Here is a 16,435-nt window from a genome sequence, read left to right as displayed (position 1 = left end):
GGTGGAACTATGTTACGAGGTATTATAATCGTATTATTAACAATTGGTGTAGTCGGGACAGGATACTGGGGCTATAAAGAGCATCAAGAGAAGAATGCAGTATTAATTCGAGCAGAAAATAGCTATCAACGTGCGTTTCATGATTTAGCATATGAGGTTGATTTATTGCACGACAAAATTGGAACAACGCTTGCAATGAATTCACGCGCATCTTTATCGCCTGCATTAGCAGATGTATGGAGATTAACATCAGAAGCTCGTTCAGATGTAGGACAACTTCCTTTAACATTAATGCCTTTTAATAAAACGGAAGAATTTTTAGCGAATATCGGTGATTTTAGTTACCGTGCAGCCATTCGTGATTTAGAAAAAGAGCCGTTAAATGATCAAGAATACAAAACGTTGGAAACTTTATATTCAAATGCAGGAAATATACAAGATGAACTAAGAAAAGTGCAACATCTTGTTTTGAAAAACAATTTACGCTGGATGGATGTTGAGATGGCCCTCGCATCCAATCGTGACCCTGCAGACAATACAATTATTGACGGACTAAAGACAGTAGAAAAAAATGTAACATCGTATTCATCTACAAACTTCGGACCTACCTTTACAAGTGCACAAAAAAATAAAAAAGGCGGATTTGAAGCAGATGGAAAAGCAATTTCAAAAGATGAAGCGGCGAAAATTGCAAAATCGTTTTTGAATTTAAAAGGAAATGAAAAAGTAGAAGTTGAGAAAAGCGGAAAAGGTGCGAAAGAATCTTTCTATAGTGTGAAAATTAAAGATTCCGTAACGAATAATGAGTTTTATATGGATATTACCGGAAAAGGCGGATATCCAATTTGGGTTATGAATAATCGAGAAATTAAAGAACAGAAAATTAGTTTAAACGATGCAGGAAGTAAAGGTTTGAAATTCTTAAAGGACCATAAATTTAACAATATGGAGCTTTATGATAGTTCACAATATGATAATGTTGGTGTATTTACGTATGTAGTAAATGAGAATGGTGTACGAATTTATCCAGAAGCAATCCAAATGAAAATTGCTTTAGACGACGGTTCTATCGTTGGATTTTCCGCAAAAGAATATTTAGCATCACATCAAAAACGAACAGTTCCATCAGCAAAGTTAACTGCAGCAGAAGCAAGAAAGAAAATCAATCCAGATGTTAAAGTTATGGAAGAACGTAAAGCTGTCGTAGTAAATGATTTGCATAATGAAGTACTTTGCTATGAATTTGTAGGTACTTTAGGGAAAGATACGTATCAAATTTTCATTAATGCAAATAGCGGAGCAGAGGAAAAAGTGAAGAAAATGCAAGCTGTTGAAAAAATTTATGATTAAACTTTAATAGTAAAGTGGTGAGAATAATGAAGATCCTACTATATATGTTGATGCTTTGCTTATTTATAACTGGATGCAGTATTGGAAAAAAGGACAATCCAAACGAAAAGCCAGAGCAAAAAAATGTTTCGATGAAAAATGTTAATTATACGAACAAACCAAATAAGCCAAATGAAAAAGCAGCAGACCATTTAGCATCTTTAGCCGCAAGTGTGCCAGGTGTGAATGATGCAACAGCGGTCGTTGTTGGGAAATATGCTATTGTAGGTATTGATGTAAAAGCGAAACTCGATCGAACTCGTGTGGAGTCCATTAAATACTCTGTTGCAGAAAGTTTAAAAAACGATCCAGATGGTGCTAATGCAGTCGTTGTAGCAGATGTTGATACGTATGAACGACTGAAACAAATTGGAAAGCAAATTAAAAAAGGAAAAACAGGCGAAGGTATACTCGATGAGTTAGCGGCAATTGTTGGCCGAGTAATGCCGCAAGTTCCAAATGACATGATTGAAAATCGAGAAACGAATCCAATTAAAGATAATGATAGACAATTACCAAAAGATGAAGAACAAGAACTAAGAAAAGAACAAAATGATCAATCAAATAATCATTTGAATAAATAAAGTTAACCTTAACCCTGTACTAAATTGTACAGGGTTTTTCAATATAATATTAAATATTCAGTTTATTTTTAAGGGAATATATGGTTTAATTATGAGGGGAGGGACAACTGTTATGATGAAAAAAAGCACATTAATATTATGTAGTTTATGCTTAGGTTTCAGTATGACAGCGTGTGAACAGAAGAAAGAAGTAAAAAAACAAACAACGACTTCTTCTACTGTGATGGAAAGGCAGCAAAACGAATCTATCAATATAAATCATTTCTCGAATATAAATGAAGGAATGACTTATACAGAAGTGAAAGAATTAATTGGTTTTGAAGGGGATTTAGTCATAGAAGAAGGCGTAGAACATTCTACACAAATTAAACAAATTTTCGCTTGGAAGGGAAGCGATCCAACTTCATTAGTTGAAATTACCTTTTTAGATGGAAAAGTGCATTCCAAAGCGCAGCAAGGTTTAAGTTAATAAGTTAAAAATGGGAGAGTTTAGCATGAACATACATACAGGGGAAATTCAATTAGTTCCGTATAAGGAGAAATATAAAGAAATTATACAAACATTTACTTTACCAAGTGAACAAGTTCAATTTACATCAGACCCAGGCGAATTGCTGGAGAAAGCTAAAAGTGATCGTACAAAAAATGTGATTGTTATTTTGGATTACAATGGGGTACCTGTTGGCCTTTTCGTATTGCAAACGGGAGATAGAGTGCAGGAGTTCACAGATAATGAAGACGCTTTACTTTTAACATCTTTTTCTGTAAATCACAATAGACAGAGAAAAGGATATGCTAAAAAGTCATTGGCTTTATTACAAGCGTTTGTAAAACGTTATTTTCCAATAAAAAATGAAGTTGTACTTGCTGTGAATGAAAAAAATATTCCTGCACAAAATTTATATGAAAAGGTTGGATTTCAAGATAAAGGCGTTAGAAGAATGGGGCCAATTGGTCAACAAATTATAATGCATTTACCTATCATGAAATAATGAGAAAAAACTTACTCTTGCATAACAAAGTAGTAAGTTTTTTTATTTAGAACGACAAGAGAATAAATATTAAAAGGCTATATTTAAGAGTAAAGAAATTATAGCTAGTTACATAAAAAATAAAGATACTTGAAAAGCATTCATTTTAGTTAGTTGTACAATCATTAAATAATACTTTTGGGGGGCATAGCTTTATGGAAATAATTCAATTACTAAATAAGGATGACTTATTTAATAAGGCAATAGATGTTTTTTGGAAAGAATGGGGTGAAGAAGGTGGGCGTGCTTTTTATGAAGATTGTATGACTAATGCTTTAACTGATCCAAATGACATACCGAGTTTTTACATTGCAAAAGTAGATGATAAGATTATTGGAACGTATGCATTAATTCGCAACGATTTAAATAGTCGTCAGGATTTGAGCCCGTGGCTAGCATGTTTGTTTGTAGATGAAAAATTTAGGGGCCACTCTATAGGAGCAAATTTGTTGAATCATGGACTGCTAGAAGCAGCAAAAAGAGGGTACAAATTTCTTTATCTTACTTCAGATCTTGAAGGCTATTACGAAAAATATGAATGGGAAAAAATTGGAGTTGCTTATGGGCCTAGTGGAGGGTGCATACCTTTATTTAAAAAGTCAACATCTCTATAATGAAAGCACTATTTGTTCAACAAACAGGTGCTTTCGTTGAACAAAATTAAATAACTTTATTATCACTTTACATCATTTATGAAACACATTTGAATAAGGAGAAATGATATGACGATTTATATTGCACTACTAAGAGGAATTAATGTAGGCGGGCATAAGGTAATCAAAATGGCTGATTTAAAACGAGTGTTTGAATCAATGTGGTTAAAACAAGTAAAAACATATATTCAAAGCGGTAATATCGTGTTCGAATCTGAAAAAGATATTAATTTTCTAAAGGAACGAATACAATCTGAAATTAAAAACGTTTTTAGTTTTGATGTTCCAGTCATGTTAAGAACAAATGAGGAATTTATAAATGTTATAAAAAGATGTCCCTATGGGGCCGATTCATTGCTAGAAGGGGAAAGTATACAGGTTGCCTTCTTAGCAAATGAACTTTCTGAAGCAGAAAAAGATCAGCTACTTATACAAAAAAATGAGACAGAAGATTGTTATATACATGAAAAAGTAGTGTATTTGTTATTCAAAAATAGCATTCGGAATTCTAAATTAATGAATCAGTTCCAGAAGTTACATACACCAGCTACGATAAGGAATTGGCGGACTGTGAATAAATTAAAAGCGATAGTAGAGGGGATGTAAATATAAAATGATTAGATTTTCTGTATATAGAAAATTTGTTAAGAGATAATCAAGTTGTTTAATTTATATAGAACTAACCATGCAGGTTATCTCTATAAAAAAATTTCAATTTATTACAAGGTGTAGAAAAGCATAATTTTTCAAAGGCAAAGCAAGAATGGGTATAGTATGGAATGGTAGACAATAAGTTTTTTGGAGCAAACTGTTATCTAGTTATCATGAACGAATCCGTTATGAGTTTACAATTATAAATCGACTAAACAAGCAATGGTAGTAGGATCTGAATATATCAAGAAGTTTACAGAAGGATTTACAGAAGCTTTTTATGATACAAAAGATATGCTGACAATATTCAAGTAGAAGCTGTAACGAAATACGGTAAAGTATATTGGAACACGATTGACAATAGACTAACATTTACAGAAAAGAAACCTCTTAGAGACGTATTACTTAGAGCAGATAAATATTTAAGAGACTATGGTTATAGTATAAAACAAACGAATTAAGGGGTAGGTAAGATGGGGAAATTTGTGAAAGACCAAAAAGTAGTTGCACTTACATTAGAGGGGATAGCACCATGTACGGTTGTAAGAGTTGGTTGGATTTTTATCATGGTACAAGTAGAAGAAACGAAGCACCTATACTCACTTACAAAAGGTAAGATAACACCTATAGAAGAGGATAAACACTATCTTCTAGAAGAGAGTTTTGATGAAGAGAGCGTTTATGATATAGGTAGGGTATTTGGTGCAATTGAAACATCAGACTTAGAAGTTGCAAAGAAGTTATTTGATGAAGATACAGAACTAAAGAAATATGAAACCTTTCATAATCCATCAGAAGGAAAATTATATGAAGGACAGTATTATACAACAATCAAAACAGGTAAAGAATTAATTGAACAATATTTCAATCGACAAGGGTTAGAGCGTAATGGTACTAATTAAATTAGATGTGAAAACAGTTAAGGTCAAGAACTTAAATTAGGTGAAATGAAGGCTTTCGATAAAAGTGAATAATCTTATTTATGCTAGGTATAAAGACTAATAAAAAAAATTTATACTTTATTATTTGGGGATGAAATAATGGATTTAGTAAACAAATTTATTATTTATATTTGTCTACAAACTCATTTAAAAGGTTAGAAATTAAAAAATATAAGAGCCTTACTACAATATGAATTGTAGCGAGGCTCTTATATTTTTTAATCAGAATTAAATAACTTTATTATCACTTTACAAAATCTCATCTTTTGATTTATATTGTTTTGCGACTATAAGTTCGACAATAGGATAAATAAAGAATGAAGAACAAATTGCGATAAAGAGAGGAAGATTCTTTATTTCATCGAGTAATAGGAATGCAAATCCTTCTGACAATATTAAAATAACAAACATAAGGCATATTAGCACAAAATAAGCAACTTTAAAACTTTTATATTTAATTTGCTGTCCCATTTCATCTTGGCTTTCCTCTGATACACCGTGGGGATCTCCCCACGTAATATGATTGATGAAGTAGCTAATTATAATTGCACTTGCGAAGATTGTTCCGCCTAAAATCGCACCTTCAGTGATATATTTATAGGCTCCATGTATAAGTACTCCAAGTAACGATAAAACGATTGTTAGTAAAATGAAATTTTTACGATTCATATTAGAAATAGCACCTCCATAGTTGTAAAAAACTCTTTACACTAATAGTATAAAATTGGAAAAGTTCTATGTCAAATGCTTTTTACATAAAGGGCCGAGAATATGATATTTTGTTTTTACGATTAATAAAAAATTACATTACATTTGAATGTAAAAGAATGGGCTCGCATATATTTGGAAGGGATGTCAGATTAATTTAGGGGGTAGTTATGTCTATTCTTTTAAAAGCTGGTGCTGATGCAGGAAATAACGGTTTGAAGTTAATGGTGAAAGGGCAAGACCCTATTTTTATTCCGAGTATATATTCTTTATATATAGGAGAGCCTACAGGATTGTTAGATGAGGGAGATGTTTCATTATCTGAACTAGAAAATCACATTGACGTGACCATTAGTTCTCCATCGTTAATGTTAAATAACGTGCGGTATATCGTTGGTAAAAAGGTCATTCAAGATCAATTAAAAGGTACTGAGGTTGAGAAGAAATCGAATAAATCAACGGATGAGTTAATGGTTATTACCATTCTATCTGGTTTAGCAGTAAGTGCTATGCGCCAAAGTCCAACTTCTAGTCACATTAATATTCGTTATGATTTATCTGTTGCTCTTCCTATGCAGCTTATTACACAAGAAATAGCTGCGGAAAATGCAAAACGTTATATGGGTAATCATAAAGTTGTATTCCACTATCCAAATGGACGTGATGTGACAATTAATATTTCTATCGAATATTGTAAATGCCTACCTGAGGGCGCTTCTGGGACGTGGGGCATTGTATATGATGAAGAAGGAAATGTTGTGAAACATAAAATTGAATGTGAACAAAATCAAGTTTCAGAAATTGATTTTGTTGATAAAACACTATTATCTTTTGATATTGGCGCAGGGACGACAGAAGAAGTAGTTTCACTAGGCGTAAACTTTAGACCACAACTAAGTAAAGGCTTATCATACGGTGTGAAAGAAACGTTACTACAAATTATTACGAGATGGAACCGGAAGTATCCAACAAAGACGATTGATAGCATTACAGAATTCAATCAAATTTATTTAAATGATAAACACCCTAGAAATGCATTATTAGTTGAAGAATCACAACCAGCATTATTAGGTTTAGCAGCGCGTGTCGCAACGGATATCATAAACAAAATTGATGATATGAAGGACGATCCATACGTATTTATTTATGGTGGGGGCGCGGTTATTATTAAAAATAGCCTGAAAATGATTTTAAAACAAAAAGGGCGTTTAACAAATGTAATCTTTGTAGATAATCCATTATTTACAAATGCACGTGGATTATTAGTCTACACTTGTTCGCCAAAATATAGAGAGCATAAGCAAAAAGAGTTAGGGTTTACAAACTTAACGATAAGTTAGTTGGTGGAAGTATGCGATCTAGGCGATATAAACGTGGTGATCGAGTAAAAATCAATATTCATAAATCAGTATCACCTGAAATGATTGCATGGCTGAATAAACAATCAAACCCAACTAATTTCTTTTTCTTTGCAGCACAGCAACTCTTTAAACAAGTAGGAGATATTGATGTGTCAAAAGCTATACCAAGTAGCCATGTTTTCACACTATACGTGGAGCCATCATCCGTATTAAAGGTCGAAGTAAATCCCTTTAAAAACGTGCCACTAGAAGCTAATAAATCCACCGAAAATATAAAAAAAAAATCATGGGAATCTGTTGATCAATTAGATTGTCCATTTTTTTAAACATAGAAAAATATAAGTATTGCCCATCACTATACATACGGATACAGTGATGGGCTTTTTTACATGTAACGAATAGAAGGGGCACAAATTGTGGTGTGCCCCTTCTATTCGTTATTTACCTATATATTAGATGTATGTTCAGTAACAGCATGAATGATGTCTTCCCAATCATCGGGATGGTTTTCATGTCCTGCGCCTTCAAGGGTTAATAGGACTGAGTTAGGAATTTCATCAATAAGTGCGAGACCATGTTCAAAAGGGAGTGCTGTATCGTCTGTTCCGTGAATGACTAAAGTAGGTGCATGTATCGAATGAAGTACTCCTTCATAAGCATCATCACCTCGAAGTAAAGCGTGATTAAACATACTTAATAGATTGTTTGCACGTGCTATTTCTTGCTTTACTTGTGTATAAACCATAGCTTCATCAAATGTTCGTTTTGATCCACATAATAAGCGAGATCCTGAAACGAAATATTCTGCCACAACATTTGCATTTGTCCAATCCAAATGCGCGCCATTTGCGTGGTGTGTTAAAATTCTTTCATCCATTGGGGGTAAATCGCGCGTGTTATTGTCAGAGCCTATCACACTTGTAGCTAGTAATATTAACGATAAAACTCTTTCGGGATGGTTTACGGCAGCAATTTGAGCAATCATACCACCTAATGACATACCAAATAGATGTGCTTTATCAATATGATAAGCATCTAGTACTCCAATTGCATCTTCAGCCATATTTGTAACTGTATAATTGGAAGTTCCAGGTTCATATGCAACAGAGCGTCCCACATCACGGTTATCAAAACGAATAACAAATTTCCCTGTGTTAGCCAACTGTTCACAAAACTCTTCAGCCCAATAAACCATTGAACACGTAGCACCCATAATTAATAAAACAGCTGGGTTTTTAGGGTTACCAAAGCTTTCTGTACATATATCAATCCCGTTTATTTTAAATATCTTTTCAGTCATAGAGTTCTCCCCATTTCTTTTGAATTTAATTTAAAATGCAATTTTGAATGATTCTAACGTGTGTGTAAGTTTCGTTTTGGAATTCATAATGCTTCACACGTAATTACCCCCAAAAATAAGTTTATGATAATTCAAGGCAAAAAATTTTGAGAAATATTTGTAAGTTATTAAAATAAACAGCAAGGGGGAGTAGAAATGAAAGCAATTGTAATAGATCAATATGGTAATGTTGAAGAATTAAAAGAAAGAGAAGTTTTAAAACCAATTGTTAAAGGTAACGAGGTATTGATACGTATTCTCGCAACATCTGTTAATCCTGTTGATTGGAAAGTTAGAAAGGGAGACTTACAAGAACAGTTACAGTTTTCATTTCCAATCATTTTAGGGTTAGATGTAGCTGGGGTTATTGAAGAAGTTGGGGAAGAGGTAGAGTGCTTCAAAGTAGGAGATAAAGTATTTACGAAACCTGAAAATATAGGGAAGGGCTCTTATGCTGAATTCATTACAGTAAAATCGGATTTAGTATCTTACATGCCTACTAATCTAAGTTTCGAAGAGGCAGCTTCTATTCCTCTTGCAGGACTTACAGCGTGGCAAAGTCTTGTAGATTACGCAAAAATAAAAGAACATGACCGAGTACTCATTCATGCTGGAGCTGGTGGAGTTGGAAGTTTGGCAATCCAAATCGCAAAATCATTTGGAGCTTTTGTTGCGACAACTGCAAGTTGTAAGAATGAAGAGTTTTTACAGTCTTTAGGAGCAGATCTCGTTATTGATTATAAAAAAGATAAATTTGAAGAACTACTATCAAATTTCGATATTGTATTAGATACAATAGGTGGGGAAGTACAAGAAAAAAGCTTTCAAATTATAAAATCTGGTGGTGTTTTAGTTTCGATTGTTCATGAGCCAATTCAAAAAGTAAAAGGGATAAAATCAGGTTTTTTATGGCTAAAACCAAACGGAAAGCAATTAGAAGCATTATCAAAATTAATTGTACACGGAAAAATAAAACCAATTATAAGTAAAGTTGTGCCGTTTAATGAAGAAGGAATTAGAGAAGCTCATATTTTGAGTGAAGGTCAACATGTTAGAGGTAAGATTGTAATTAAGGTGCAATGAAAATGTAGATATTGACTTGTAGAAAAAATTAAATTTATCCACCGAGAAATAACATCCTGAAATGTAGATTTAGGAATGTTATTTTTCGGTGGATATGTGATATTACTTCAAAAATGTGCTGTATCGTATTGTATCATGTAATTTCTCTAAACCAATCAACATATCTTTTTCATTTAACATGGAATAGCTAATCCTTAATTTGTTATTATTTCTTTCGTTATGTAATAGACAAGCTGTTCCTGGTAAAAAAGAGACATCTACTTCATTTGCTTTTTGTAATAAGGTAAAGGGATCTATTGTATCAGGAAGTGTAATCCATAAATTAAAACCACCATTTGGTATTTCAAAGTGTACATCTTTAAGTGGTGATAAAATATCAATAGTTATATCACGTCTAATTTGTAAAGCCGTACGTAATTTTTCTAAATGATTTTTCATACGTTCTGCACGTAAAAAAGGAAGGAGTGCTTTTTGCGTTAATAAAGGACTACCTATATCCATTGAACCTTTTACAGCGTATAACCATTCAAAAATAGGACCTTCGGCAATAAGTGCTGCGATACGTAGTCCCGGTGCTAACGTTTTACTAAATCCTTTTATATATATTACGTGGCCGTTTGTATCAAAATTTTTGATAGGAGAGGGAACAGTAGCATACTCAAAATATATTTCCCCGAAAGAATCATCTTCAATTATAAAAAACTCATATAACTCCGCTAGTTCGATAAGTTCCATTCTTCGTTCCTTACTCATTACTGTACCAGTCGGGTTCTGGAAAGTTGGATTTGTATACAATAATACGGGATTTTTACTTTGACAAATATCATCGATTAAGTCGGAGCGAACTCCATGATTATCAAGAGAAACTGGTATAATTTTAGCACCTTTATTGATGAAAATATCAAGTGCAGCACTGTAACAAGGACTTTCCACTAATACAATATCACCAGGTTTTAATAATGTTTGAGCAATTAAATCAATTCCTTGTTGTGCTCCGCTTGTAATTAATAATTGAGATGGGTCTGTCAGTAATTTCTGGTGTTCTTTTAAGTAATTTGCTATTTCAACTCGCAGTTCATAATCACCCTGAACTGGCCCATAAGTTGCTAGGATCATCTGGTCTTTATCAAGTATTTTATGCATTTCGTCTGCCAAGAATGGATTTGGTAATAAGCGAGGATATAAAATCGCTTGTGAAAAATCGTAATATTTCCGGTGCTGATTCATTGCATATTGAGATCGCATAACATTAATCGTTTTCGTTTGTTGCCATTTAAACGGAATAGGTTTGAAATTTTTCTTTACATGTTTATGTATATAAGCACCTTTCCCTTGCTCAATGCGTATATATTCTTTCTTTTCTAACTGCTTATATGCTTTACGAACAGTTAATAGGCTAATCTGTAAATCTTCGGCCATAGAGCGTAAAGATGGAAGTGCGTCACCATGTGAAAGCATGCCACTTTGTACTCTTTCAACGATTTGCATATATATTTGCTGGTAATACGGTATGTTGGATTCTTTACGAAGGACAATTTTCATGGTTTCACCTTTTTCATTTTTATTTAATTAAAGCGAAAAATATAAAGAGAATCAACTATGATTTTAGGTAACTGTTATATACATATATACACTGTTATACACCGTACCTTCTATACTCATGGTAAGAGTAAAAAGGAGGAAGGAAAATGGTCATTTTCAATTATATTTTAGTATGTATTATATTCGGAACAACATTTTTAACGATAAAAATCGGAATTGAAGCAGGAGCGCCCCCATTATTTTCAGCAGGAATTCGTTTCATTTTAGCAGGCGTAATCCTTATGATTATATTCAAGTTAAAGCGAAAAGAAATTATGCCATATGTATTTTCAAAACGTATCATATATGCTGGATTTTGTTTAACGTTTATGACATTCGCTACATTGTACTGGGCGGAACAATATATCTCTTCAGGATTAGCTGCTGTGCTTTCTGCTACGGGACCGATGATGATTTTGTTATTACAAGCAAAGAGAAATAAGACAAAATTACAAAAGGAGCAACTCGTAGCTTTAATTATTGCACTAACAGGTGTTGTTTTTGTTTCTTTACCAGGAATGCACCAAGAAGTAAGTTTCATATGGAGTATTGCTTGTATTGTTTTAGTTGTAGGAGAGTTATTTTACGGAATAGGCTCTATTCGCTCAAAAGAAATACTTTCGGATTTACAAAGTGTATCACCATTTCTCATTAATGGTATTCAAATGTTTTACGGAGGAGTTTTATTACTAATCGTATCTGTCATAGTAGAACAGCCGAATGTAACTGTATTAGCTTCATGGAGCGTACAGTGGTCTATTTTATATCTCATCTTTATCGGATCAATTGGTGGGCACGGATTATATTATTGGCTCTTATCAAAAACGAATCCTGTATTCCCATCAACGTGGTTATATGTATCACCGTTAATTGCTATTATAGTTGGATACATCATATTAGGAGAACCTTTAAACCCTACAATGGGAATAGGTGCTTGTTTTATTTTGGTTGGTGTATTTTTAGCTAATCGATCCACACTCCGTATGTATTTCAAACAAGGAAGATTATTTGAGAAGGAAATGTAGTTGTATAAAGAAGGAGCCCTGTATAAAACAGGGCTCCTTGAATTTTATTTACGATACGGATTGACTTTATTTATTGGAAAGGCGTAATATTATTAAGCTATATGAAAGAGAACTGTAAAAAGAGGGGAGTTATTATGAAAATAAATTGGACTGAAGTAAAGGAAAAAATCCGACCACAAATTTCAAAACCATCATATGAAACCTGGTTTACTAATACTACTGTTTATTTAGAGGATGATATATTAACAGTTTATTGTCCGAATGAATTTGCACGTGACTGGTTAGAATCTCATTACAAAGAATTAGTATTTCATACATTAAGAGAAATGTTTAATACGACGTTTGAAATTCAGTTTGATCTATGTAATGACGAACCATCTAAGTTGAAAGATGTTCAAAAAGAAAGGCTTAATAGCTGGGATGAAGTAAAGAAAGCATTAAGGCCAAAAGTAGCTGAGAAAACATTTATGACATGGATTAGAAATACAAATGCTACAATAGAAGATAATAAATTAATAATCTTTTGTGAAGATGCTTTTCATCGTGATTTGCTGGAAGGAGAGTATAAAAATATAATTTCAAGTACCGTACAGAAAATTACAAATGAAGAATACCAAATTTGGTTCGAAATAGAATTAAACGCCATTTCTATAGTACAGACTCATCACGTGCAAAATAATCATCGCACTTCCGGACAAGAGGAATCCAGTACAATTTGGAATAAAATAAAAGATAAAATGCAATTAACAATTTCGAGACCATCATATGAAACATGGGTCAAAGAAACGACAGCCAGAATAAATGAAAATTCATTGATCATTTATTTTAAAAATGAATTTCAACAAGAGTGGGTTAAAAAGTCTTATAAAGATTTAATTTCGCAAATAGCGAAAGAAGTAACTGGAAATACATATGAACTTCAATTTGAATTAAAATCAAATACAACCAGTAATGATGAAAAATCAACTATTAAAGATATCACTTCCGAATTAGGGGAGCAGTTCAAAATCTCCGATGATAATTTAAAATATAATGATGTAGACGAGAGCAATAAGCGCATTCAATCCTTAGAAGAAAAAATAATGAACTTGGAAAAAGTGATTGATACATTAGTGGGGAAATTAGAGGTAGTAGAATTAAAAACACAGTTGGAAAAATAACCAACTGTGTTTTTTACTTAATTTGCTTTTTTTATAAAGCCTTTATAATGACGCTTCACAAGCTGACTTTCTAACGTCTTCATCGTTTCAAGTGCTACACCGACGATGATAAGTAAGCTTGTACCACCAATTTGTGCAGAAGGTGGTAATGTAGCAATTTTCGTGAATACGAGCGGTAAAATTGAAATTGCACCTAAGAAAATTGCGCCGATAAATGTTAAACGGCATAAAATTTTAGTTACATATTGTTCTGTTGATTTACCAGGACGAATACCAGGTACATATCCATTTTGCTTTTTCAAATTCTCAGCCATTTGTTCAGGGTTCACTTGAATGAATGCATAGAAGTATGTGAAAGCAACGATAAGACCGACATAAAGCGTCATTCCAATTGGATGTGCGAAATCAAGATTTGCAACTAACCATTGCGATACGCTTGAATCAGGGAAGAGCTGCGCAATTGTACGCGGCGTCATTAAAAATGCGGAAGCAAAGATAACTGGAATTACACCAGCACTATTTACTTTAAGAGGTAAATGAGTGTTTTTTGCTCCTTGATATTGATTGTTTCCTGAAACAGCTTTTGCATATTGAATCGGTATTTTACGCACAGCTTGTTGAATGTAAATAACGCCAACAACTATCGCTAAAATTACGAGACCAATTAAGACCATCTTTATGATGTGCATGAATAATTGATCGCCTGCATTTTGAAATTGTTGCAAATAAATTTGATTCGCAACATTTGGAATCGCCGCAACAAGTCCTGCGAAGATAATCATCGAAATACCATTACCTACTCCGTTAGCGGTAATTTGTTCACCTAACCAAAGTAAAAATGCGGTACCTGCAGTTAAAACTGTCGCAATAAATAAGTATGTAGTCCAGCTTTGATCTGTTATTAATTGTCCACCTGCTATATTATTAAAACCATAAGACATCCCAATGGATTGTATGAATGCGAGAATGATTGTAAAGTATCGAGTAAATTGAGCTGACTTCTTACGGCCCATTTCACCTTGCTTTGCCCATTCCGAAAATTTAGGTATAACGTCCATTTGTAGTAATTGTACTATGATGGAAGCTGTAATATATGGTGTAATACCTACAGCGAAGATCGAGAAGTGTTGCAATGCTCCTCCACCAAATACGTTTAGCATACCTAAAACGTTGGCTTGATCTTGTACTTTTAATACCTCTGCGTTAGTATGAGGAACTGGAATAAACGTGCCAATTCGAAAAACGATTAACATCGCCAATGTAAAAAGGATTTTCCTTCTTATCTCAGCTACTCTCATGAAATTTGAAATCGTACGAAACATTATGTCGCCTCCTATATTTTTATCAGTTCAAAACTGATGATTATATCCCGATGAAGTAACCACAAACCTCCTTCCGCATTAAATTCATTTGACAAATGGAATTTTATACATTTTGTAGTTTTCATGGATATAAAAATATAAGGTGTTTTTTAGCGACCTATAAGCTTTTCGTAATCATTCAATACACATAATATATCGAATAAATTAACAAATGTACATACATACGCATGAAAAATGAATAAATAGGGTGATTTTTTACATTTACTTAATGCTAGATTGATAATTAGGAACGTTTTATGTAGTTGTATTGAAAGGATTCGGTGGAAAGTATTATGGTGTAGCTGTAGCACATGATAACCTCAAGGAAATCTTCAAGGATGTTGAGAAAACTCATATATTTCGTCGTGAATTAGAGAAACTATTAAAGCAAGAAAAGATTTGATTGAAATAGTAGTGAAGGAAAATCTTTTTTCTATAGAGAATATTTCTAACGCAGGAATCTAAGTATATAGGTTCTAATGAAAGGAGAATTCACATGAATATATTTGTAAATGACGAGTTTTATGAAACGAGAAATCAATTATTTGAGGAAATTACTTTGTTAAGTGATGCTCAATTTAATAAAAAACCAGATAAGGATAAATGGAGTATAGCACAAGTTTGTCATCACTTAGTTTTATTAGATGAGAGAGTTATAACGGTTATTTCGTCAGGATTAAAAAAGATGGATAGTTTCCAAAATGAGCGTAAAGAAATTCACACTATTGTATTAGATAGATCGATAAAATTTATAGCACCAGAAATGATTGAACCAAGTATAGAACCATTTGAAGTACTGCAAATGGTTGATTTGTTAAACGACTCTAGAAAAGAATTGATGCGTTTTCTGAGTACAATAGAAGATGAATCTAAATTAGCAAAAAAATCAGTGATGCATCCAGCTCTTGGAGAATTATTTCTTGATCAGTGGATAGAGTTAATCTATTTGCATGAACAGCGTCATATAGAACAAATCAAAGAGATAAAGTTGTTTTGTGAAGTTGAAAAGTAAAAATTATTATCTATTTATTGAGCGATTTAGGATAGCATCAAGGGTTCGAGTGATAAAATGCAAATCCTGATTAAAATTATGATGAACTTAGTTGAAAGCAACCAATGAGCAGAAGAAAATAAGAAACTAGCAGATCTTACTTTTGAAAAGGAAACGAACATTCAAAAAAACTGAATCCGAATTACTGTATAAGTGTAACCTCGTCTTAAATGAAGACGGGGTTATTATTTTTGGAAGTGATCTCAGCATTTTCATTTAGAAGGAAATAAATTAGCAATGAAATCCGAAAATGTAATCAGCATTACACACTATATCTTTAAGTTATAATGATTTCAGGAAATGAGTTATATGTCCATAATTTTGAAAGTACATATACATCTACCGTTGGTTTAGCGCTCTTCACACGTTGGAGGAAGAAGTAAATACTATTCTGCTAGGGGGTATATGCATTTTATTCTCTATATTTTCACAACAGAACCACCTCCAAAATTATCTTTTGTAGTTGAATTTTTCCGAATAATAAGTTACATTTTTAAAGTTCAAGCAACTTTATAGC

Annotated in this window: 17 protein-coding genes; 13 read left to right on the top strand and 4 right to left on the bottom strand. The window is 32.9% G+C overall.

The annotated features are described in order from the left end of the window. Nucleotides 1-9: 9 nt before the first annotated feature. The 7 genes from ypeB to ACXY7N_RS19125 all read left to right on the top strand — a co-directional run bounded on the left by ypeB (nt 10) and on the right by ACXY7N_RS19125 (nt 5,210). Nucleotides 10-1,350 (top strand): germination protein YpeB, encoded by a 1,341-nt coding sequence (ypeB, locus tag ACXY7N_RS19155; RefSeq protein ID WP_016134663.1) that lies wholly within the window; start codon nt 10-12, stop codon nt 1,348-1,350. Between the two features lie 26 nt (nt 1,351-1,376). Continuing rightward, on the top strand, nt 1,377-1,973 hold the full coding sequence (locus ACXY7N_RS19150) for a YhcN/YlaJ family sporulation lipoprotein (protein ID WP_016134662.1): 597 nt from the start codon (nt 1,377-1,379) through the stop codon (nt 1,971-1,973). 112 nt (nt 1,974-2,085) lie between these two features. Continuing rightward, nucleotides 2,086-2,442 (top strand): hypothetical protein, encoded by a 357-nt coding sequence (locus tag ACXY7N_RS19145; protein ID WP_016134661.1) that lies wholly within the window; start codon nt 2,086-2,088, stop codon nt 2,440-2,442. Between the two features lie 25 nt (nt 2,443-2,467). Continuing rightward, a complete protein-coding gene (locus ACXY7N_RS19140; RefSeq protein ID WP_016134660.1) occupies nt 2,468-2,965 on the top strand; it encodes a GNAT family N-acetyltransferase in 498 nt (165 codons plus the stop codon). A 194-nt stretch (nt 2,966-3,159) separates the two neighbouring features. Continuing rightward, nucleotides 3,160-3,618 (top strand): GNAT family N-acetyltransferase, encoded by a 459-nt coding sequence (locus ACXY7N_RS19135; RefSeq protein WP_016087608.1) that lies wholly within the window; start codon nt 3,160-3,162, stop codon nt 3,616-3,618. Between the two features lie 108 nt (nt 3,619-3,726). Next, nucleotides 3,727-4,263, top strand: a complete 537-nt coding sequence (locus ACXY7N_RS19130) for a DUF1697 domain-containing protein (protein WP_016134659.1) — start codon at nt 3,727-3,729, stop codon at nt 4,261-4,263. Nucleotides 4,264-4,781: 518 nt separating this feature from the next. Continuing rightward, complete coding sequence (locus ACXY7N_RS19125; protein ID WP_016087610.1) at nt 4,782-5,210, top strand: hypothetical protein; 429 nt, start codon at nt 4,782-4,784, stop codon at nt 5,208-5,210. A 288-nt stretch (nt 5,211-5,498) separates the two neighbouring features. On the opposite strand, the gene ACXY7N_RS19120 is transcribed toward ACXY7N_RS19125, so the two are convergent. Next, the gene (locus ACXY7N_RS19120; protein WP_016087611.1) at nt 5,499-5,918 is read right to left on the bottom strand and encodes a hypothetical protein; all 420 of its coding nucleotides are present in this window, start codon (nt 5,916-5,918) and stop codon (nt 5,499-5,501) included. A gap of 209 nt (nt 5,919-6,127) precedes the next feature. Here ACXY7N_RS19120 and ACXY7N_RS19115 point away from each other — a divergent pair, with 209 nt between their 5' ends. Together ACXY7N_RS19115 and ACXY7N_RS19110 are read left to right on the top strand one after the other, a co-directional pair. Then, on the top strand, nt 6,128-7,297 hold the full coding sequence (locus ACXY7N_RS19115; protein WP_016087612.1) for a ParM/StbA family protein: 1,170 nt from the start codon (nt 6,128-6,130) through the stop codon (nt 7,295-7,297). An 11-nt stretch (nt 7,298-7,308) separates the two neighbouring features. Then, complete coding sequence (locus ACXY7N_RS19110; RefSeq protein WP_016087613.1) at nt 7,309-7,644, top strand: hypothetical protein; 336 nt, start codon at nt 7,309-7,311, stop codon at nt 7,642-7,644. A gap of 119 nt (nt 7,645-7,763) precedes the next feature. Here ACXY7N_RS19110 and mleBCA read toward each other — a convergent pair whose 3' ends face one another. Next, nucleotides 7,764-8,618, bottom strand: coding sequence for a BCA family alpha/beta fold macrolide esterase (mleBCA, locus tag ACXY7N_RS19105; RefSeq protein ID WP_016134658.1), 855 nt, complete (start codon nt 8,616-8,618; stop codon nt 7,764-7,766). A gap of 195 nt (nt 8,619-8,813) precedes the next feature. Here mleBCA and ACXY7N_RS19100 point away from each other — a divergent pair, with 195 nt between their 5' ends. Next, complete coding sequence (locus tag ACXY7N_RS19100; protein WP_016134657.1) at nt 8,814-9,740, top strand: NADP-dependent oxidoreductase; 927 nt, start codon at nt 8,814-8,816, stop codon at nt 9,738-9,740. 102 nt (nt 9,741-9,842) lie between these two features. Here the strand turns inward: ACXY7N_RS19100 and pdxR are convergent, their stop codons facing one another. Beyond that, a complete protein-coding gene (gene pdxR / locus ACXY7N_RS19095) occupies nt 9,843-11,282 on the bottom strand; it encodes a MocR-like pyridoxine biosynthesis transcription factor PdxR (RefSeq protein WP_016134656.1) in 1,440 nt (479 codons plus the stop codon). Between the two features lie 146 nt (nt 11,283-11,428). On the opposite strand from pdxR, the gene ACXY7N_RS19090 reads away from it, so the two are divergent. Continuing rightward, entirely contained in the window at nt 11,429-12,346 is a 918-nt protein-coding gene (locus tag ACXY7N_RS19090; protein WP_088083798.1) for a DMT family transporter, read from the top strand. Between the two features lie 134 nt (nt 12,347-12,480). Then, nucleotides 12,481-13,506: a DnaA N-terminal domain-containing protein gene (locus ACXY7N_RS19085; RefSeq protein ID WP_488592561.1), complete on the top strand. Its 1,026-nt coding sequence runs from the start codon at nt 12,481-12,483 to the stop codon at nt 13,504-13,506. Nucleotides 13,507-13,523: 17 nt separating this feature from the next. Here ACXY7N_RS19085 and secY read toward each other — a convergent pair whose 3' ends face one another. Further along, a complete protein-coding gene (secY, locus tag ACXY7N_RS19080) occupies nt 13,524-14,828 on the bottom strand; it encodes a preprotein translocase subunit SecY (protein WP_488592560.1) in 1,305 nt (434 codons plus the stop codon). Between the two features lie 535 nt (nt 14,829-15,363). Here secY and ACXY7N_RS19075 point away from each other — a divergent pair. Next, the gene (locus ACXY7N_RS19075) at nt 15,364-15,879 is read left to right on the top strand and encodes a DinB family protein (RefSeq protein WP_116363421.1); all 516 of its coding nucleotides are present in this window, start codon (nt 15,364-15,366) and stop codon (nt 15,877-15,879) included. Nucleotides 15,880-16,435: the final 556 nt, after the last annotated feature.

The organism is Bacillus sp. 5w2 (assembly GCF_054353775.1).
The sequence above is the reverse complement of the archived record's forward strand: the minus strand, read 5'-3'. Positions and strand labels throughout refer to the sequence as shown.